At 54.2% G+C, this 17,381-nt stretch carries 22 protein-coding genes and 4 tRNA genes; 10 read left to right on the top strand and 16 right to left on the bottom strand.

Translation table 11 applies throughout. The annotated features are described in order from the left end of the window. Nucleotides 1–133: 133 nt before the first annotated feature. From MCP_RS10395 to MCP_RS10380, 4 genes are all read right to left on the bottom strand, one after another. On the bottom strand, nucleotides 134–673 hold the full coding sequence (locus MCP_RS10395) for a HEAT repeat domain-containing protein (protein ID WP_012900796.1): 540 nt from the start codon (nucleotides 671–673) through the stop codon (nucleotides 134–136). Between the two features lie 98 nt (nucleotides 674–771). Continuing rightward, nucleotides 772–844, bottom strand: a tRNA-Phe gene (locus MCP_RS10390). Between the two features lie 63 nt (nucleotides 845–907). After that, a tRNA-Ile gene (locus MCP_RS10385) sits at nucleotides 908–982 on the bottom strand. An 11-nt stretch (nucleotides 983–993) separates the two neighbouring features. After that, nucleotides 994–1,066: transfer RNA gene (locus MCP_RS10380), tRNA-Asn, on the bottom strand. A gap of 212 nt (nucleotides 1,067–1,278) precedes the next feature. Between MCP_RS10380 and argF the strand changes: the two genes are divergently transcribed. The 3 genes from argF to MCP_RS10365 are packed head-to-tail and all read left to right on the top strand — an operon-like array spanning nucleotide 1,279 to nucleotide 3,374. Further along, on the top strand, nucleotides 1,279–2,196 hold the full coding sequence (gene argF, locus MCP_RS10375; RefSeq protein ID WP_012900795.1) for an ornithine carbamoyltransferase: 918 nt from the start codon (nucleotides 1,279–1,281) through the stop codon (nucleotides 2,194–2,196). Then, entirely contained in the window at nucleotides 2,183–2,683 is a 501-nt protein-coding gene (locus tag MCP_RS10370; RefSeq protein WP_012900794.1) for an acyltransferase, read from the top strand. Before argF ends, MCP_RS10370 begins: the two co-directional genes overlap by 14 nt. Next, the gene (locus MCP_RS10365) at nucleotides 2,676–3,374 is read left to right on the top strand and encodes a DUF1405 domain-containing protein (RefSeq protein ID WP_012900793.1); all 699 of its coding nucleotides are present in this window, start codon (nucleotides 2,676–2,678) and stop codon (nucleotides 3,372–3,374) included. Before MCP_RS10370 ends, MCP_RS10365 begins: the two co-directional genes overlap by 8 nt. Here the strand turns inward: MCP_RS10365 and MCP_RS10360 are convergent, their stop codons facing one another. Beyond that, nucleotides 3,375–3,596 (bottom strand): hypothetical protein, encoded by a 222-nt coding sequence (locus MCP_RS10360; RefSeq protein WP_012900792.1) that lies wholly within the window; start codon nucleotides 3,594–3,596, stop codon nucleotides 3,375–3,377. Nucleotides 3,597–3,810: 214 nt separating this feature from the next. Here MCP_RS10360 and MCP_RS10355 point away from each other — a divergent pair, with 214 nt between their 5' ends. The 3 genes from MCP_RS10355 to MCP_RS10345 all read left to right on the top strand — a co-directional run bounded on the left by MCP_RS10355 (nucleotide 3,811) and on the right by MCP_RS10345 (nucleotide 7,095). Further along, nucleotides 3,811–4,167 (top strand): hypothetical protein, encoded by a 357-nt coding sequence (locus MCP_RS10355; RefSeq protein ID WP_128860034.1) that lies wholly within the window; start codon nucleotides 3,811–3,813, stop codon nucleotides 4,165–4,167. 140 nt (nucleotides 4,168–4,307) lie between these two features. Beyond that, nucleotides 4,308–4,850 (top strand): PadR family transcriptional regulator, encoded by a 543-nt coding sequence (locus MCP_RS10350; RefSeq protein ID WP_012900790.1) that lies wholly within the window; start codon nucleotides 4,308–4,310, stop codon nucleotides 4,848–4,850. 4 nt (nucleotides 4,851–4,854) lie between these two features. Further along, complete coding sequence (locus MCP_RS10345; protein WP_012900789.1) at nucleotides 4,855–7,095, top strand: ATP-binding cassette domain-containing protein; 2,241 nt, start codon at nucleotides 4,855–4,857, stop codon at nucleotides 7,093–7,095. Between the two features lie 5 nt (nucleotides 7,096–7,100). Here the strand turns inward: MCP_RS10345 and MCP_RS10340 are convergent, their stop codons facing one another. The 4 genes from MCP_RS10340 to MCP_RS10325 form a co-directional block, all read right to left on the bottom strand. Then, nucleotides 7,101–7,907, bottom strand: coding sequence for an ABC transporter permease (locus tag MCP_RS10340; RefSeq protein ID WP_012900788.1), 807 nt, complete (start codon nucleotides 7,905–7,907; stop codon nucleotides 7,101–7,103). Beyond that, nucleotides 7,900–8,874 carry an ABC transporter ATP-binding protein gene (locus MCP_RS10335; RefSeq protein ID WP_012900787.1) on the bottom strand — a complete coding sequence of 325 codons (975 nt, stop codon included), beginning with the start codon at nucleotides 8,872–8,874 and terminating at the stop codon, nucleotides 7,900–7,902. Before MCP_RS10335 ends, MCP_RS10340 begins: the two co-directional genes overlap by 8 nt. Nucleotides 8,875–8,961: 87 nt before the next feature. After that, nucleotides 8,962–9,276, bottom strand: a complete 315-nt coding sequence (locus tag MCP_RS10330) for a hypothetical protein (RefSeq protein WP_012900786.1) — start codon at nucleotides 9,274–9,276, stop codon at nucleotides 8,962–8,964. A 3-nt stretch (nucleotides 9,277–9,279) separates the two neighbouring features. Beyond that, entirely contained in the window at nucleotides 9,280–10,077 is a 798-nt protein-coding gene (locus MCP_RS10325) for a hypothetical protein (RefSeq protein ID WP_012900785.1), read from the bottom strand. Nucleotides 10,078–10,327: 250 nt separating this feature from the next. Here MCP_RS10325 and MCP_RS10320 point away from each other — a divergent pair. Both MCP_RS10320 and MCP_RS10315 read left to right on the top strand, forming a co-directional pair. Further along, nucleotides 10,328–10,415, top strand: a tRNA-Leu gene (locus tag MCP_RS10320). A gap of 140 nt (nucleotides 10,416–10,555) precedes the next feature. Beyond that, nucleotides 10,556–11,065 (top strand): hypothetical protein, encoded by a 510-nt coding sequence (locus MCP_RS10315; protein WP_128860033.1) that lies wholly within the window; start codon nucleotides 10,556–10,558, stop codon nucleotides 11,063–11,065. 92 nt (nucleotides 11,066–11,157) lie between these two features. On the opposite strand, the gene MCP_RS10310 is transcribed toward MCP_RS10315, so the two are convergent. The 7 genes from MCP_RS10310 to MCP_RS10280 all read right to left on the bottom strand — a co-directional run bounded on the left by MCP_RS10310 (nucleotide 11,158) and on the right by MCP_RS10280 (nucleotide 16,540). After that, on the bottom strand, nucleotides 11,158–11,790 hold the full coding sequence (locus MCP_RS10310) for a hypothetical protein (RefSeq protein ID WP_012900783.1): 633 nt from the start codon (nucleotides 11,788–11,790) through the stop codon (nucleotides 11,158–11,160). Between the two features lie 82 nt (nucleotides 11,791–11,872). Further along, the gene (locus MCP_RS10305; RefSeq protein ID WP_012900782.1) at nucleotides 11,873–12,106 is read right to left on the bottom strand and encodes a DUF2164 domain-containing protein; all 234 of its coding nucleotides are present in this window, start codon (nucleotides 12,104–12,106) and stop codon (nucleotides 11,873–11,875) included. A gap of 117 nt (nucleotides 12,107–12,223) precedes the next feature. Next, nucleotides 12,224–12,661, bottom strand: coding sequence for a nucleoside deaminase (locus tag MCP_RS10300; protein ID WP_012900781.1), 438 nt, complete (start codon nucleotides 12,659–12,661; stop codon nucleotides 12,224–12,226). A 22-nt stretch (nucleotides 12,662–12,683) separates the two neighbouring features. Beyond that, nucleotides 12,684–13,013, bottom strand: coding sequence for a hypothetical protein (locus tag MCP_RS10295; protein WP_231845063.1), 330 nt, complete (start codon nucleotides 13,011–13,013; stop codon nucleotides 12,684–12,686). A 68-nt stretch (nucleotides 13,014–13,081) separates the two neighbouring features. After that, the gene (minD, locus tag MCP_RS10290) at nucleotides 13,082–13,891 is read right to left on the bottom strand and encodes a cell division ATPase MinD (RefSeq protein WP_012900779.1); all 810 of its coding nucleotides are present in this window, start codon (nucleotides 13,889–13,891) and stop codon (nucleotides 13,082–13,084) included. Nucleotides 13,892–14,024: 133 nt separating this feature from the next. Further along, nucleotides 14,025–14,447, bottom strand: coding sequence for a hypothetical protein (locus MCP_RS10285; RefSeq protein WP_012900778.1), 423 nt, complete (start codon nucleotides 14,445–14,447; stop codon nucleotides 14,025–14,027). A 59-nt stretch (nucleotides 14,448–14,506) separates the two neighbouring features. Continuing rightward, nucleotides 14,507–16,540, bottom strand: coding sequence for a HEAT repeat domain-containing protein (locus MCP_RS10280; protein WP_231845062.1), 2,034 nt, complete (start codon nucleotides 16,538–16,540; stop codon nucleotides 14,507–14,509). A 134-nt stretch (nucleotides 16,541–16,674) separates the two neighbouring features. Between MCP_RS10280 and MCP_RS10275 the strand changes: the two genes are divergently transcribed. Further along, a complete protein-coding gene (locus tag MCP_RS10275) occupies nucleotides 16,675–16,932 on the top strand; it encodes a hypothetical protein (RefSeq protein WP_012900776.1) in 258 nt (85 codons plus the stop codon). A gap of 24 nt (nucleotides 16,933–16,956) precedes the next feature. Then, nucleotides 16,957–17,376 (top strand): archease, encoded by a 420-nt coding sequence (locus tag MCP_RS10270; protein ID WP_128860032.1) that lies wholly within the window; start codon nucleotides 16,957–16,959, stop codon nucleotides 17,374–17,376. Nucleotides 17,377–17,381: the final 5 nt, after the last annotated feature.

Genomic DNA, 17,381 nt, shown 5'->3' with positions numbered 1-17,381 from the left:
AATCTCTGTGCGTCTCCTCTGTCTCGGTGTCTCTGTGGTTGAGGACACGCCTAAACGGTATAACATTGAAGGGCGAGAATCCGTATCAGCTAATGTAATTTATCATCTAAAAAACGTACAAGAAGCGTTATATTTAAAGGACCGACCTGAGTGCCTTTTTAATTTCCGTCCGAGCGTCCGTAGGTGGGAGATTGTCAATGACATCAATAGCAGCGGATACGACCTTCTTATCCTTTCCCTTGAACGCTTCCGCCATTGGGCCGCTTAGCGCCGGGTCCTGCACGTTAGCCAGGCTGATGACCGCGTTCTTCAGGATGCCTTCGTCCATCTCTCGTTTGATCAGACCGATAATTGCCTGTTTTGCCCTGGCACTTTCGCCTGACGACGGCGCCTTCGAAATGAACCCGCCAAGGCTCAGTACGGCATTTTTCCTCACGCCTGCATCGGAGTCATCCAGGGCTTTAGTGAGCGCCGTTATCGCTTCAACGCTGCCGCTGGTGAAATGCTGCTCCAGCGCCGCGGCGGCTGACCTGCGAACATCAACACTCTCGTCCCCTAAAAATTTTATAAGCTTCATTCTCGAAGCGTCATCCTTCATGTTGCCCAGGTACCCTATATTTTGTACCTTGCTATCGGTGTCCTTCCCCAGCAGCTTATTGAAAAAGCCCGGCATGTGCTCTCTTCCTTGTATTCGTCAATCGTTAATCCATAAAAGGGTTGGACACGTATATAGCTTATTGATTTTTAAAATTCCATATGAAGAAAAATCAGTGCCCTGTGCCGGACTTGAACCAGCGACATCCAGATCTTCAGTCTGGCGCTCTCCCAACTGAGCTAACAGGGCGTTGGTGTTTAATCGTTTGCTGCATTAGTATTTGAACTTATGCCGGGTTTTCGTGTTTTTAAGTGGGGGTAAAGGGATTCGAACCCATGGCCTTCCGGTTATGAGCCGGACGCTCTGACCTGGCTAAGCTACACCCCCTTTACCTTAAGCGCCGCCAACAGGACTCGAACCTGTGACATGCTGGTTAACAGCCAGCCACTCTACCAACTGAGTTATGGCGGCAGCGAGATTTCTGATGTAAAATCCTATCATAGGGGATTTGACACCACCTTTACTTGTATCTAACATATTTATAACTAACGGTGCTGCATTCATGAAAATATATAGCTATACTTTTTCAATTTCTCGAGTCCTATCCAGTACACACAAAGATAGATTTATAAACAAAAAAATCAATTATTGAATTCATTAACTTTTCAAAGAACGGAGGTTTAATGCACATCATATCCATCGCAGACTTGAGTGTCGATGACATCAACGGCATTCTCGACCTGGCAGAGGACCTCAAGAAGAAGAGGAAAGACGGGGTCGTGACGGACTACCTGAAGAACAAGAGCCTGGTAATGATATTCGAGAAATCGTCAACTCGTACCAGGGTCTCGTTCGAGGTTGGCATGACGGACCTGGGGGGCCATGCATTGTACCTGGACCCGGGGACCACTCAAATAGGGCGCGGGGAGACTATCGCTGATACGGCAAAGATACTCTCCCGGTATGCGCACTGCATCATGATACGGGCCAAGAGCCACTATATGATAACGGAGATGGCGAAAAATGCCACCATACCGGTCATTAACGGGCTCGACGACCACGAGCACCCGTGCCAGGTGCTGGCGGACCTCATGACGATCAGGGAGAGAAAGGGGCCGCTGAAGGGACTCAAGCTCGCGTGGATCGGGGATGGCAATAACGTCTGCAACTCGCTCATACTTGCGTCGGCGATGACGGGCATGAAGATGGTGGCGGCCTGCCCGAAGGGATACGAGCCGGATAAGGGTGTCATCGAAAAGGCGCGGTCAATGGGCGGGGACATCAAGGTCTTGAGGAACCCGAAGGAAGCGGCGAAGGATGCCGACGTGCTCTATACGGACGTATGGGTATCGATGGGCGACGAGTCCGAGATGGAGAGGCGGTACAAAGACCTCCGGGATTACCAGATCAACATAGGGCTGGTAAAGCTGGCGTCGAAGGGCTGCATCGTGCTCCACTGCCTGCCGGCGCACCGGGGGCAGGAGATCACGGACGAGGTCATCAACAGCGAGAACTCCGCGGTCTTCGACGAGGCCGAGAACCGGCTTCACGCCCAGAAAGCACTACTCATAAAGCTGATCGGTAACAATGCCCGGGCGTAACGTAACGGAACATCCGGCCGCCGTCAAAGGCGCGAACTCGCTGTGGGGATGGCACCATGGCAGGGACCCCATCGTCGTGGCGGCCAACTTTATTTTTCTTCTCATCATTCGCTATAGCCCGTCCCTTAAGCTCAAGATCGGGTGCATGAGGTCCATGGGCATCAAGGCCGGAGAGCACGTGTCCATGGCGCTCGAAGCTACCGTGGACATTTTTTACCCCGAGCTCATCGAGATCGGGGACAACACGGTCATCGGGTACAGGGCGACCATCCTGGCCCACGAGTACCTGGTCGATACTTACCGGACCGGCAAGGTCGTCATCGGTAATAACGTCCTGATCGGCGCCAACGCCACGATACTGCCTGGCGTCACCATCGGGGACGGGGCCGTGGTCTCGGCGTGCTCGCTGGTCAACAGGGACGTGCCGGCCGGCGCCTTCGTGGGCGGGGTCCCGGCAAAGATCATCGAGAGGGAAAACGGTGTTTAATCCATTCAAATGGGTCGTCGGCCTCGTATATGGCGATAAGCGCCTGCTCGCTCTCATCATGCTCATTAATGTCGTGGGGTCGGCCTTCGGCCTTTACTACTACTGGGAACAGCTCATGATGACCCCATGGTACTACTGGCTGTTCGTGCCCGATTGTCCCCTCTACACGTTCTTCATGATCTTCGCGCTGCTCTTCATCGCTATGGGGAAGCGCTACGACACGTTCAACGTGATAACTGCGGTGGGGCTGGCGATGTACGGCGCATGGACCATGTTCGTGCTCATCTACTTCCGGGAAGTATATTTCGCTCCTCAGAACGCCCTCATGTCGGCGGCGCTCTGGATATCCCACTGTGGCATGGCGCTCGAATGTATCTTTTTGCTCCCCTATGTTAAAAAGGCGAGTATCGTCTCATGGGTTGTTGCCGCCGCCTGGTTCCTGCTGCAGACCTTCATGGACTACTTCGTGCCCTTCACCTATTACGGCCAGACCATGCGCCTGCACCCGCTGGCCCTCATGGAATTTTACACGCAGGGCATGAGCAGCTTCGGGTTCTTGGCGGCAAAGATCGACACGATGATGTACATCACCTTTGCAATGACCTTCATATTCCCGGCCCTGATATACGCCGTTTCGAGAAAATGGGCCCTGGCGATAAAAGAGCCCGGGGCAGCCCCGGGAAAAACGTGATCAGAAGCTGACGGTCACTTCGACCCAGATGCTCCGGCCGCCATGGCCGCCGGTCTCCTGGGCCTCGGCGATCCGCACGAACCTCATGTTCTTAATGGTAATATGGGCAAAGCTCGACTGCGTCAGCTTCGTCATCAGCTCGCCGTTCTCCATCCCTTCGTAAAGCCCGTGTATGACATCCTCGCCCTGGTCGAGGATGATGGCATGCGTTTCGACTGTCATTTGTACCTTACCTTAAATAAGCTCATTCTTCTAAATCCTCTATATACTTAGCGCTTTTATGCCGGGGCTGAAGATATAAATATAAAATAAATAAGATAATTTTATTTACAATTAATAAATAAATGGTTTATAAACGGTCTTTGATAAAATGGATAATACGCCGAAATGGGTCAATGCTTATAACAATATTTACATTTTAAACGCCGGAAAATTCGTGGCGAAACTCGACCTGCTTGAGCACAACGCGCAGATCGAGTATGGCGGCGACAGGGCTTACCATGGGGATGCACACCATATCCATAAGCAGATCGCCGTCAAGTTCAGGCGTTACGTACTGAGCGTGAGAAAAAAAGACGAGATCGAGTATGTGCCGATATGCTATTTTTTCGTGGATACGAGGGACGAGGATAAGCTTACCAATAAACTTGAAAAGGAAGAACGGGCAAAAGCCTATGACCTGAGGCTTATATCCGCCGTCGATAATAAGTTCTGGACGCTGGAGGGCCTCTCTCCGGGCCAGGCGATATTCGACCGGTCGATCGAGATATTGAAGGCCATGGCCTTCATTTAAATTTTTTTTACATATCGCCGAGCCCCCTATATTATGCAGGGCGATAGCTATATATGTATTAATGTAATATTGCTTTATAGCCATATTGTACATATACAATATTAACATATACGAATATATCATAATAAGAATGTGAGACAATGACCGGATTATCCAACGCGGAAGCGTCCCTCCTCGGGCTGCTGTCGGAGGGGCCGATGTACCCGTACCAGATCGAGCAGGAAGTGGAGTGCAGAAGCATGCGTGACTGGACAGAGCTTTCCATGTCGGCAATATATAAGCTGCTCATCAGCCTGGAGGGGCGAGGCTTCGTCAGGCGGACGAACGAGGTGAGCGCGCAGAACCGCCTGCGCAAGCGGTACGAGATCACTGACGAGGGCACAGCGGCACTGTGCAAGACGCTCGAAGCCCTGCTGAGCGTGCCTCAGCACACACTGTGGCAGGTCGATATCGGCACATATAACTGCGACCTGCTCCCGAAGAAGACCGTGCTTAGATCGCTAAAAAAATACCGTAAGTCGCTTGAGGACGGGATCAAGTGCTACGAAGAGCTCCATAAGTACCTGGAGGACTGTGGATGCCCTGCCCATCGTTTTGGCATCGCTACCCGGAACATCTTCCTGCTAAAAGGCGAGATCGCATGGGTGGACTCGTACATGAAGGATCTGGGCAGGAAGGAGTGACCCTATGGACGATTTTATCTCGATCGTCGGCGCGAAGGAACATAACCTGAAAAACGTCGATATTAATATCCCCCGGAAGAAGCTCGTAGTCTTTACGGGCGTATCCGGATCGGGAAAGTCGACCATTGTGTTCGACACGATCTACGCAGAGTCCCAGAGGCAGTTGCTGGAGACCTTTAGCGCGTTCACGCGCAAGTGGATGCCCCGGATCGAGAAGCCAAAAGTGGATGCTATCCGGAATATTTCGCCCGCCATAAAGATCGACCAGAAGCGCATGGGCGAGAACCGGCGGTCGACGCTGGGCACGGCGACGGAGATCTCGACATACTTGCGGCTATTATTCTCCCGGGCCGGCCAGCCCTTCATCGGCCCGTCCTTCTATTTCTCGTTCAACATCCCGGAGGGCATGTGCCCTTCCTGCCACGGCGTCGGGACGACCATCGCCCTGGACCTGGATAAGGTTTTGGACATGAACAAGTCGCTGGCGGAGGGCGCCATCGACCACTACCAGTACCGGCTCGGCGGCTATTACCTGAACTGCATGAAGGCGAGCAGGCTCTTCGACATGGACAAGAAGCTGAAAGATTATACGAAGGAGGAGATGGACCGTTTACTGTATCTGGAGCCAACGAGGCTGAACGGCGAGGAGCACGGAGTGCTGGTCAACGTTACCATCGAGGGCATCATCACAGGCCTGAACCGGCGCCAGTTCATCAAGGAAGACATGAGCGAGAGGGACATGAAGTACTTTAAGGTCGAGACTTGTCCCGATTGCCATGGAACGAGACTCAATGAGCGGGCCCTTTCCGTCAAGGTCAATGGCAAGAACATCGCCGAGCTCTCTTCGATGGAGCTTACCGAGCTGTATGCTTTTCTCGATACCATATCGGGCCCTCTTACCGACCCGATGGTCAACCCCATGAAGGTAAGGCTTAAGCATTTGATCGATATTGGCGTCGGCTACCTCTCGCTGGACAGGCCGATATCGACCCTCTCGGGCGGCGAGTCCCAGCGGGTCAAGATGGCCCGGCAGCTGAGCTGCGACCTGGTGGACATGATATACGTTTTCGACGAGCCGAGCATCGGCCTGCATCCCAGGGACATCGGCAACCTCGTGTCCATGCTCCGGATGCTCCGGGATAAGGGGAACAGCATCCTGGTCGTCGAGCACGACCCCGCCGTCATCCTGGAGGCCGACCACGTCATCGACGTGGGGCCCGGCGCGGGCACCGGCGGGGGCAACATCACGTTCAGCGGCTCCGTCGACGCCCTGAAAGGTGCAGACACCATGACCGGGAAATACCTCTCCTCGAGGTCGCAGAACGGCTACTCGAGGCGCACACCGTCCGGTTACATCGAGGTCCGGGACGCCAGCCTCCACAACCTGAAGAACGTTTCCGTCCGCATACCGACCGGAGTGCTCGTATGCGTCACAGGGGTTGCAGGCTCGGGAAAGAGCACGCTCATCAACGACATCTTCACGGCCAGGCACCCGGACGCCATCGTCATCGACCAGTCCCCGGTAGGGCGGTCGAATCGCTCCAACCCGGCCACATACATCGGGGCGTTCGATAAGATAAGAGAGGAGTTCGCCAGGGCGAATGGAGTAACATCTAACCTGTTCAGCTTCAACTCGGACGGTGCGTGCCCGAAGTGCAACGGCCAGGGATTCGTGGAGGTCGAGATGCACTTCCTGGAGAACATACGCGTGACCTGCACGGAGTGCGGCGGGAAGCGGTACACGAAGGAAGTGCTCGATCTCAAGTATAAGGGCAAGAATATCGCCGAGGTGCTCGAGATGACGGTGGACGAGGCCCTCGCCTTCTTTGAGGATAAAGCTGTCCGCCATAAGCTGGGCACGATGAAAGAGGTCGGGCTCGGCTACCTTACGCTGGGGCAGACATTAAGCTCTTTATCCGGTGGCGAGGCGCAGCGCCTCAAGCTGGCCGAGCAGCTCCACAAGAAGGGCAACATCTACGTCATGGATGAGCCCACGACCGGGCTGCATATGGCCGACGTGCAGGTGCTGCTCGACATCATCCATAAATTGGTAAAAGCGAAGAACACGGTGATCGTCATCGAGCACAACCTGGACGTCATCAAGCACGCCGACTGGGTCATCGACATGGGGCCAGAGGGTGGGCGGAAGGGCGGCGAGATTATCGCCGAAGGGACGCCGGAAGACGTGGCGAAAGTAGAACGGTCGTATACGGGCAGGTACCTGCGGGAGATGCTGCCCGTATAATTTTTTTAAATCTCTATTCTTTCGACGCTGACGAACGCAACGGCGAGCATTACCAGTATCAGCGCTCCTGCCGAGATAAACTGGGCTAGCGCATCCGGCGCCAGTATCCCATAAGCCGAGAGGTCCGCCGCCGTATAGGAAAGCCGCCAGGAAAGGTACACGCCGATCTTCTGCAATTGCTCCGCGGCCCCGAGGCTCATGAGAATGTACAGCGCCGTAACGCCCAGCACGGCATACCTGGACTTCGTGATGCTCCCCAGCATGAATACCAGGGCGATGTAGAACATGCACAGTAATGCCAGGATGCCGAGGGCGCCGAAGAAGTTCCCCGCGTTAATGAAGCTCCCGTTATACAGCGATATCATGCCATACGCGATGATGCCGGGCACCATCACCATAAGGGCCATGACTCCGATGGTATTCGCAATGACTTTCGATAGAGCGAACGATAGTCTCGAAATGGGCTTGGACAGGACCCAGGCCATCGTTCCCAGTTCTCTTTCGCGAATGACCGCGTCGTGGGTCATGATGGCGATGCCGAACGGCAGGTAGATGCCCGCAAGCGAGAAGAAGAGGCCGCTCACCATGCGGACGTTCGATGATACAAGGCCAGGGCTGCCTGCCTCGCCCGTTATGTACGGCCTGACATACAGCAGGAAGGCCATGGTAAGGTCCAGCAGGACAATCCAGGCGGTGAGCTGGATGATCCACTTTTCCGTTCTCCACCAGCGGCCATTCTCGTTGGCGAGCATGTTCGATAGCCCCGCGAGCAGGCCCCTGTCCTTGACGCCGATGAACGCTTTTTCAGGCATGGTCTTCCGTCTCCATGATGTTGATGAAGATCTCCTCCAGGTCATACTTCCAGGGCCCGAACTCCTTGACCCGGATGCCGCGGCAGCCGGCTAATATGCCAAGCAGCCGCTCCTCGGCAGCACTTTCATCATTGACTGCCACTTCGAACCGGGTATAGCCGTTCACGTTAATCGCCGTTACGGCCGAGACCCAGGGGCAGCCCGCTAGTATGCTCCGCAAGGCTAATTCATCTCCCCGGGCTACGATGCTATAGACGACCCTATCGCCGCCCCTCAACAGCTTTTCCACGGGCGCCTGTGCTATGAGGCGACCGCCATTCAGTATGGCCACCGTATCGCTCACACGCTGGACATCGTCCAGTATATGCGTCGAATAAAAGATGGTGGTCTTACCACGCAGGCTCTCCATGACCTTAAGCACGTCGTGACGGCCCATCGGGTCAAGCGATGCTGCAGGCTCGTCGAGGATCAAGAGGTCAGGAGCGTTGACCATCGCCTGGGCCAGCCCCAGCCGCTGCCGCTCGCCGCCCGAGAATGTGTTGACCGGCCTGTCGGCCTTATCCTCCAGGCCGACCGTTCCCAGGCACTCGCTAACTCTTTCGTCGATCAGGCTTTCCGGACCATCGTAGAAAAATTTCGCCACGAACTTCAGGGTCCTCCGTGCCGTCATGTACTCGTAGAACCGCGGGTCCTGCGCCAGGTATCCTATCCTTCGGCGTACCGACGTGGCGCTCTTCGTCACGTCCATGCCAAAGACCGTGCAGTTTCCGGCCGTAAGCCTGGTGAGGCCGAGTATCAGCTTTATTGTCGTCGTCTTGCCCGCGCCATTGGGCCCGAGGAACCCGAAAATTGAGTTTTTAGGCACCTTGAGGTCCAGGGAGCTCAGGGCTTTTACGCCTTTGTACGTCTTCGTGAGCCCGCTGATGGATATGGCCGGATCGTCCGGCAGGTTTTGTATTGCATCCATGTTTATCCGCAGTATAACAAAAGGCTTACAAAGTATATTTCCGTGATTCTAGACCTTAAGGCGGGTTAAGGTATACAAAAGTAGGCTTTACCACTCTTTGCGCCGGTCCCCGCTCAGCTCCCGGGTGAGGATGCCGACGAGGTCCCTGTGCTTCTTAAGGATGTCGTACCATGTATCGCCCTTTTCGGTCATAAGATAGCCATCCTCTTTATTACCCGATATCAGGCCGTTATCGAGGAGATACTCGATGTTGCGGTCTGTCTGGTATGGGTTTCCGGCCCTCCGGTAGAAGTCGTACCACAGTACTTTACCGCGCTGTGCCTGCATCGTGTGAACGATCTCCAGGTACTCCAGCAGCCGCTCGGCGGCTTTCGATGGTGGGGGAGCCTTGCTCCGCGGCATCGGCTATCGCCCGTCTCCTTTTTCCAGGGCAGACAGCTTCGCATACCGGGACTTGAGCTTAAAGTACCACCAGATCAGCAAAGGCCCGACGACGACCTGGGCAATGCCGCCGACGGTCTCGCCGATTGCCGTGGCATAGTCGGCCAGGTCCGGGCTTCCGGAAAAGATGTACTGCCAGCTTGCTGCCGCATAGCCCAGGATTACAAAGCCGTATATCAGCGTGAAGAGGCCCGCGAACAAGTACAGCAGGATACTGCGGTTCATATCCGCCACGAGTGTCCGGGCGTCGGCCCAGAGATCATCGTACAGCGCCTTCAGGTCGCCCAGCCTCTCCTCATCGCCGGCAGTAGCCTTCGAGATTTGCTTTTTCCACGTGTACACGCAATACAGGGTCGAGACCAGCCCGGCTAGCGCCACCTGGGCGACCGAGAGCGTGAGGAGAAACAGGCCGCCGAAGACCATTGCCAGCATCACGGCGGAAGGCTCGACCTGGATGAACGGCGAGCCCAGCGCGATCATGACCGCGATGAACATGATGGGCACGACGGCGACGATAATGCCGGCGATAATTCCCGCCTCCAGGGCTTCCATCTCGTCCCGGGCATACGGGGAGACGAGTATGCCCGCGGCGAGGCCCGCCGCGATAAATGCCAGCGCGTTCGCCGATAGCCACATGGCCAGGAAGATGATGTTCTGCTCTGTTAAGACTTTGAACCATGCGCCGATTATTACGAGGCCCAGTAGCGCGATGACGGCCCCTATCACACCGGCTATGATGCCCGATCTCCATAACCTGTCCATATAATGTCTCCCTGTCAGGGTCACTCGACCCTTACCCAGAGATAAATGACGAGAACAAGTAAAAAATATTTGCCCTGAGCCAGGCTCAGGACCTGGCCCCCCTCAGGATTGAAAGTATAGATGAGCTTTACAATCCTGGCGTACCATGGCGTATTGCAGCATTCTAGGCACTTATGTGAATAACCCTTTTCTCCTTATGCCCGATGCGAATATTTAAATCCAATAAAAAGACATTAGAGAACACCATTTTGCGGGGATTGCCAAGCCAGGTCAAAGGCGTAGGGCTTAGGACCCTATCTCGTAGGAGTTCGTGCGTTCGAATCGCACTCCCCGCACCACCCAAAACGGTTCGAAGCACCGCTTTTTCTATTTTGATATGGGGCATAAGGCTAAATCCGTTCAAGACCATCACAATATTTACACAGCCATTACTGGACATCGATATATTTTTATTATTATAGAATTATTATTGTTATTTATGGCTTCGTTTTTTAAAACGGAGAACCTGATAAAGCTAGTATTACTATTATGTGGCGCGTTACTTTTAGTCTTGGGTTTAATCGGAATTGTGATCGATTTTGTCCCGAATTTGAAAGTTGACGAACTTAGTAGCGTATTCGTAATGCTGTCTGGCGCGGCCATCCTGCTCGCAACGGCCTTCGTTTACCTGATTATTCCTGAATATAAAAGCCGTCACCGCCTGGAACATCTTAGACAATACTATGCGGGCAAACCTGAGGGAGAGGCCAGGGATATAATCCATAATATCCTCGAAAGGTCCCAGGGGATTATGGGGGGCGTCGATATAATAGCGGATAACGTTCGCGATTGTGTCAAGGATGATATGCCCTACGGAGTATGTATCGAAAAATTAGCCATATCGAGAGAACTATTGGAATACATCAAAGGCCAATCCAATATGTTAAACGATAGCCTAAAACAGCTTGAGGATCATGTTAAAACTAAAAAACAGGCAACGCCGAAATAAGGGGTAAGCCAATAATATGACTTATATCCAATAAGCTAACCTGTTCTCACTCCTCGCACTTTCTCATATCCGCTCGAAGATATCTTTTGTTTTCATCTCTTCAAGTCGTAGAAGATGCCGCTATAATAGATCCGCTCATAGTCTACAAGCTCCAGGTCGGGCGAATTTCCATATCCGTAGTCGTTATACTGGAACTGGATCCCGTAGAAGCCGCCAAGAATTTTATTGGGGCCCATCCGCCCGGGCTCAACAATGGAATAATCACCGATAGTATTCTGCTGCCATTTACCGATAATATAGGTATTAGCAGCCCTGTCATTTATGATAAAAGTATTATCATTATATATCGTGAGGTTATAGTTCGTCGTATTCTGCCAGTAGCCGTTCTCGTATGCCTTTGCGCTCTGCCACATGCCTACGATGGGCACAGTCTCCTTCATCTTCTCTTTGATCGTCATGTTCGGGGGCACGTTCGGGGCGACGACGATCGTGGGCGATGCCGGCATGCCGCCGATGGCGTAGCCTCGCTGGTGGTCTTGATATTGTAGCAAAGCAGATGCTCCGAACATATACAACACGGCAATGGTGAGCCCGACTAATAATAGTAAGATCACTAGAAATACGATGAATGTCGGACAATGAGACGTCTTTCCTGCCGTTCTCTTCCACGCAGGAACGGCGGTATCATCCTGGCGGCCCCCGGCCGGCTTATCCCCCGAACCCATGTATACCAGACTAAATAAGTATTCGGATATAGTTATTTATAGCTTGTTAAATCTAGTTCTGTAAGTTACGATGGAAGGACCTTCATTTTTGGATCGACAACAGGTCCTCGACCTTATCTTCCATGAACTTATAGGAATCCTGAACGCCCAGGTTATAGAATTCGGGCGCCAGCTCGGCTATGATAAAATCCAGGAGAAGGCCCGCGGCCAGATCGCCTATCTTTTCTTCCCTCTCTATTAAAAAGTAATTCTTAATTGCCAGGACCATATCGTCCCTTTTCTCTTTTATCAGCTTTATGTTGTTGCCGGCTCTCATGCATGGCCTCCTCTTTCTTGAAGATCGCGCCTGTAGCGCTATATATCACGCTTAAAAGTCACAAATATATTTCGAAGCCCTGCGTGATATTTTGACCGGGGGCCATTCAATAGCCGGTCATTGCCCGATATCTTCATTCCACAGCCCGGGATTTTTCTCAATAAAATCGCTCATTAGCTCGATACATTCCTGATCGTTCAAAACAGTCACGTCAACGCCCCGATCCCTCACATATTCCTCGGGGCCCTTGAAGTTCATATTCTCCCCGATAACCACCTTCGGGATACCGTAAAGCAGGACGGCGCCGCTGCACATATCGCACGGGGATAACGTCGAGTACAATGTGGACTTCCGGTACGTGGCCGCCCGCAGCCTGCCGGCGCTCTCCAGGCAGTCCATCTCGGCGTGTTTTATCGTGCTGCCTTGCTGGACCCGCCGGTTGTGCCCGCGGCCGACGATGACCCCGTCGACCACGAGAACGCTGCCGATAGGTATGCCGCCTTCTCGCAAACCCTTCTTTGCCTCGTCAAGCGCGGCTCTCATAAATTCATTCATCTCATACACCCGTTTATGACGGTCAGAACCCGAGTATTGCGTGCCTTCTCGTGATGCCCAGCGCGACCTCTTTCGTCGAATCCCCGACAATGACCTCATCGTAGAGAGGCTCGCTGATGAAATGCGACTTACCGCCTTCCAGGACCTCGAAGATACGGATGCCCTCGTGCACCATGACCTCGACACGCGTGTCCCCTGCGGCCTTTTTCGAGTCGATGCTCTTCTTCACTTCGTCGACCGAATTACCGTGGACTGGCTCGCCGAAGACGAGGCCACTCTTATAGAATGTCCGCCCCCGCACTTCAACGCGGTAAATATTAATATCGCCATACGTGTCGACTAGAGTCCTCATCGGAGATACCATAATACGATTGATATTTAAATAAGTATGGAAATCGAGGCCTGGATCGGCAAATAAGGTCAGACGTCGCCGAACACGGACCTGGTCAGCCGGTCGACGAAATTTTCCCTCTTCGGCGCAAGCAACGGGTGCACCGGGACCGTACCCCGGGAGCGCTCATACTTATCGCCCACGAGCCTTGCCGCCAGCGCCTTATAGCCTCTCGACGCGGGGCTCTCGGGATAGCGGATGACCACCGGCGTCTTGAACGCTGTGGCTGTCCTTACGTTCGAGTCCTCGGGTATGACGCCCAGGATCTGGCCGTTCATGACGCTGCTGATACTCTGGACCGTCTGTGCGATGTGGTACGGCGGCACGCGGTTCAGGATGATGCCGCCCAGGGAGCCGCCGACGATATCGACGACCGCCTCCACTTTGGCCGCGTCCAGCATCGACGAGAGCTCGGGGTTGACGACGAGCAGCACCTCGTCGGCGATCGCAAGAGGGATGACTCCGTCCCTGTTGATGCCTGCCGGAGCGTCGATGATGACATAGTCGGCTTCCTTGACCAGCTCGCTCATTACGAACTGGAGCCGGTTGGGGTCGGCATCCTGGAAGCCTCTCAGGGAGATGCCGCTGGGGACGACCATCAAGCCGGTAGGGAGCTCATAGACGGCCTCGGATACGTCCGCTTCGCCCGCGAGGACTTCGTGGAGCGTGATGCGCGTCCGCTCGAGGCCCATGACGAGGCCGAGGTTGGCCATGCCTATGTCGGCGTCGAGTATGATCGTTCTCTTGCCGAGGAGCGCCAGGGCCGTGCCGAGATTGACCACCGACATGGTCTTTCCCGTGCCGCCTTTACCCGAAGCGACGGTATACACCCTGGTCATGTAAAATTACTCCTGATCGTAACTACCATCTTGCTTAGCCCTACCCATTCATGGCACACCCCATAATGCCGTGCGCCATAATAACATGTAATGTGATAATTCTAATCATTTATAACTTATGTGCTTTGCGCGGCTAGTAAAGGTCGTAACGGTCCTCGGGCGACGGCACTGAAGGCCCTTCCCGGGGCTCCTGCCGGGGCTGCTTATACTTGACGTCTATGGAAAATTTGGCCTTGCGCCATTTTCCCCGCCTCTCGTTCTCCTTACACACGCCGCAGGGGAAGTTCCCTTCCAGATGTCTTCGCCTTCTACCGTATGCCAGCGCGATGATGTCCCTTACGTAGATCACGCCCTCGCAGTCGACGTCGGCGCAGGGCACGAACGTGATCGACAGGGTGTTGCCGAGCCGATAAAAATAAGTGCGGTCGACCTTCGTGTGGTCGTAATAGTTCTCCTGCTCGACGTAGCCCTCCACGTCGTCGATGTCCGGGAAGTCTCCCTCGAGGTCGATCCTTTCAAGTACGTCCGGATTTTCGCCGGCCATGTCAGTCGCCATACACTACAACGGCCGCAATGTGCTAAAACGTTATTAGCGAATAAACCGGGATAAAAAAATTAGATCAGGCCGCTGCCAAGGAGCGCATCGGCCAGCGACGGGTTCAGCCAGCTGACGGGCAGCCTGAACGGCAGGGGCACGATGTTGAACTTGTGGAGGGCGATGACGATGATCGCGACAATGAGAATTATGATGATAGCGATCGCAATATACTCGAGCATGCCCGGCTTCTTCACGTCCGCCTTAGCCACGCCAGCACTTTTCTTGGCCACTGGCGCCACGTTCGCTCCCTTCAGCATCCTGTCGAGGACGAGCTGTATCTGGGAAACGCCATTCTTGCTGATCAATAAGATCTTAAAGTAGAGGTCGGACTTCTCCTCGTTCGGGATCGCCATGCGGCTCACGATACCTTTCAGGCATGACTCCGCGATCCTGTAGTCGTCATATATGCCCGTGTCGATGCGGGCAACTTCCGTGGAAAGCCGGTAGGCCAGGGCGATGGACTCTGCGTCGTCGCTCTTTTCGAACGACTTGAGCAGCGCGTCGATCTTATCCTGGATCATGCCGACATCGGCGTGCAGGGTCGGCTGCTCCTTACCCATGGGCTTCTTCGGGTCCTCGGCATGATAGAAGTCGTCAAGGAACGGCTCCATCTGCTTGCAGTAGCCCGCGTACTCGCGGAAATTACCGGTGAAGTCGAATCCCCTGTCCTCGTAGGCGCCCTGCAGTATCTTGAGCAGCTTATCCATCAGGAAGAGGATCTCTTTCTTATTGCTCGACCTCTCGGCTTCCTTTTTCAGGTCCGTGATGTCCCTCTCGATGTAGTTCATGATATCGGGGGACTTCGAGGCCATCAGCTTCAGGTAAGAGCCGTAGAACAGGCGGAAAGCCCGGGCCGCAGCGTTGTCCCTCTCGATGATGGAGAGGTCGAAGCACTTGACGCCGGTCTCCATGTTCGACTTGAACGCGACGACATCCGTCGTGGCCGCCCGGTCGATGTAGATCTTCCCGAGCGCGTAGAGCGTATCGTATGAGAGTAACATGTGGGGCTTCAGCTGGTCGCCGAGCTCATCCAGGAATTTATTAGCGGAGGCCCTGTCGGTGACCTCGTAATAAGAGGAGGCCGCGATGTTCGCCAGGGATATGGAAGACCATGCCTTGACGCTGTCGTCAGGCGTGGAAATGTACGTCTCGTACAGGGGGCTGAAGGAGTCCTTCCGCCCGGCGATGCCCAGCGCGTAGACGATCTCCTCGCTCGCCGCGGGGCCGCGCATCTTGAGATTCTTCAGCAGCGCCACCTCGGCGTCCGGCCCGATCTGGGCCAGGCTGTAGGCCGCTATCCATTTCAGCTCGCTGTCCTTGTTGTCGAGCAGCCTTATGAGCGCCGGTATCGAAGCCCGGCCTATTTTTATTAGCGCGTCGCTGATCCTCGAGCGCATCTCGAGGTCGGCTTTCGCCAGATGATTGATAAGGGGCTGGATGGCCCGGTCGTCGCCGATCTTGCCGAGCGTGTAGGCCGCGTTCGCCTGGACCCGCGTATCCTCGCTGTCAAGGCATTTCAAGAGCGGCTCCACCGTGGCATAGCCGATCTCGTAGAGGCCGTTGACGGCCGCCATGTCCGGGTCATAGCCGGTATACATGCCTTTACTCTGGAAGCGCTGTATGAGCGTGTCGACGGCCTTCAGGTCGTTCTTCTGCCTGATCTCGCCGGCGGCGAACCGTATCATGTCGTGGTTGTCGCTCTCCAGGAGCACTTTTACGAGGTACGGCGATGCCTTCTGATAATCCAACTGCCTGTAAGCCCATGATGCGTACGACCTGACATCCTTGTCCTGGTCGGCAACGGCATGGTAGACGAGGGCGGGAACGGCGAGCGGGCTCTTTGCCCTGCCGAGAGTGATGGCCGCGTTGATCCTCACGAGGCGGTCGCTGTCGTTCAGGGTATCAACGAGCGTCGCGATGTATTCATCATTCGGCTCTTCCTGTAAAACCCTGATAGCGCCCATCTTCAAAAGGACGTCCTTACTTTTGAGCGCTTCCTGCAACTGTTCCCCTTTCCAGCTATTACTGGGATATTCCACCACTTCTGTCACCACTCGCACAAACGTATTTTTAATGGCTTTTCCAATCCCCGTTTGCTGTTCAGGTATTTAAACTGCCTGGTATTAAAACCTTCTTGTTACGGGCGACAAGTATATTTTCCAGAAGGGGCATTCTATCGTCAATCATGGCCCCGAACAACGGCAACCAGGCGAAGCAGTTCCTTATCACCCCCGAAGTCCTCAAATTCATCAAGGAGCAAAACCGGGATTACAGGGTCTGTACTTCTTGTGGCGGCCCGGTCCTTTTACCGATCACGATCAAGAAGCCGAAGCCCAGCGATATCAAGGTCCCGGTCGGCGAGCATACGCTGTACGTGTCCGCGACGCAGGCCCGGTATATCGACGTCATCGACGACTCGATGCTGATGACGTATTTATACTAAGCATCGCTAATTTTTCCTTTGATCATGGATTTTCAATATCTAGAGCATACGGCGGACGCCGAGTTTATCGCCTACGGGCACACCGTAGACGAGGCTTTCGTTAATGCCGCCCGCGCTATGGCCGGCCTGGTCATCGACCCCGCTAAAGTAAAGCCTGAGGTGGAGAAGAGCGTCGAGCTATCGGGCGACGCGCTCGATACGCTGCTTTATGATTGGCTGTCCGAGCTGTTATACATCTTCGAAGTCGACCATATCGTCTATTCCCGGTTCCAGGTCCACGTGACTCCGCATGAAGGCGGCTATACTCTCGAGGCAAGGGTTTGGGGAGAATCTGTCTCTCGCCACCCCGACATCTCCATGCACATCAAAGCAGTGACATTCCACGACCTGCGCTTTGAAAAAAAGGATAACATATATGAGGCCCAAGTGCTATTGGACATTTAACCGGA

It is taken from the genome of Methanocella paludicola SANAE (assembly GCF_000011005.1).
Classification (GTDB): domain Archaea; phylum Halobacteriota; class Methanocellia; order Methanocellales; family Methanocellaceae; genus Methanocella; species Methanocella paludicola.
The sequence above is the reverse complement of the archived record's forward strand: the minus strand, read 5'-3'. Positions and strand labels throughout refer to the sequence as shown.

Coding starts and splice junctions, on each gene's coding strand:
- MCP_RS10310 (WP_012900783.1), bottom strand. CDS start 11,790: ATGGGTTCGGGGGATAAGCCGGCCGGGGGCCGCCAGGATGATACCGCC.
- MCP_RS10370 (WP_012900794.1), top strand. CDS start 2,183: ATGCCCGGGCGTAACGTAACGGAACATCCGGCCGCCGTCAAAGGCGCG.
- MCP_RS10345 (WP_012900789.1), top strand. CDS start 4,855: ATGGACGATTTTATCTCGATCGTCGGCGCGAAGGAACATAACCTGAAA.
- MCP_RS10275 (WP_012900776.1), top strand. CDS start 16,675: ATGGCCCCGAACAACGGCAACCAGGCGAAGCAGTTCCTTATCACCCCC.
- MCP_RS10300 (WP_012900781.1), bottom strand. CDS start 12,661: ATGAATGAATTTATGAGAGCCGCGCTTGACGAGGCAAAGAAGGGTTTG.
- MCP_RS10285 (WP_012900778.1), bottom strand. CDS start 14,447: ATGGCGACTGACATGGCCGGCGAAAATCCGGACGTACTTGAAAGGATC.
- MCP_RS10305 (WP_012900782.1), bottom strand. CDS start 12,106: ATGAGAGCCGGCAACAACATAAAGCTGATAAAAGAGAAAAGGGACGAT.
- MCP_RS10325 (WP_012900785.1), bottom strand. CDS start 10,077: ATGGACAGGTTATGGAGATCGGGCATCATAGCCGGTGTGATAGGGGCC.
- MCP_RS10340 (WP_012900788.1), bottom strand. CDS start 7,907: ATGCCTGAAAAAGCGTTCATCGGCGTCAAGGACAGGGGCCTGCTCGCG.
- MCP_RS10335 (WP_012900787.1), bottom strand. CDS start 8,874: ATGGATGCAATACAAAACCTGCCGGACGATCCGGCCATATCCATCAGC.
- MCP_RS10350 (WP_012900790.1), top strand. CDS start 4,308: ATGACCGGATTATCCAACGCGGAAGCGTCCCTCCTCGGGCTGCTGTCG.
- minD (WP_012900779.1), bottom strand. CDS start 13,891: ATGACCAGGGTGTATACCGTCGCTTCGGGTAAAGGCGGCACGGGAAAG.
- MCP_RS10395 (WP_012900796.1), bottom strand. CDS start 673: ATGCCGGGCTTTTTCAATAAGCTGCTGGGGAAGGACACCGATAGCAAG.
- MCP_RS10270 (WP_128860032.1), top strand. CDS start 16,957: ATGGATTTTCAATATCTAGAGCATACGGCGGACGCCGAGTTTATCGCC.
- argF (WP_012900795.1), top strand. CDS start 1,279: ATGCACATCATATCCATCGCAGACTTGAGTGTCGATGACATCAACGGC.
- MCP_RS10360 (WP_012900792.1), bottom strand. CDS start 3,596: ATGACAGTCGAAACGCATGCCATCATCCTCGACCAGGGCGAGGATGTC.
- MCP_RS10295 (WP_231845063.1), bottom strand. CDS start 13,013: ATGAGGACTCTAGTCGACACGTATGGCGATATTAATATTTACCGCGTT.
- MCP_RS10330 (WP_012900786.1), bottom strand. CDS start 9,276: ATGCCGCGGAGCAAGGCTCCCCCACCATCGAAAGCCGCCGAGCGGCTG.
- MCP_RS10315 (WP_128860033.1), top strand. CDS start 10,556: ATGGCTTCGTTTTTTAAAACGGAGAACCTGATAAAGCTAGTATTACTA.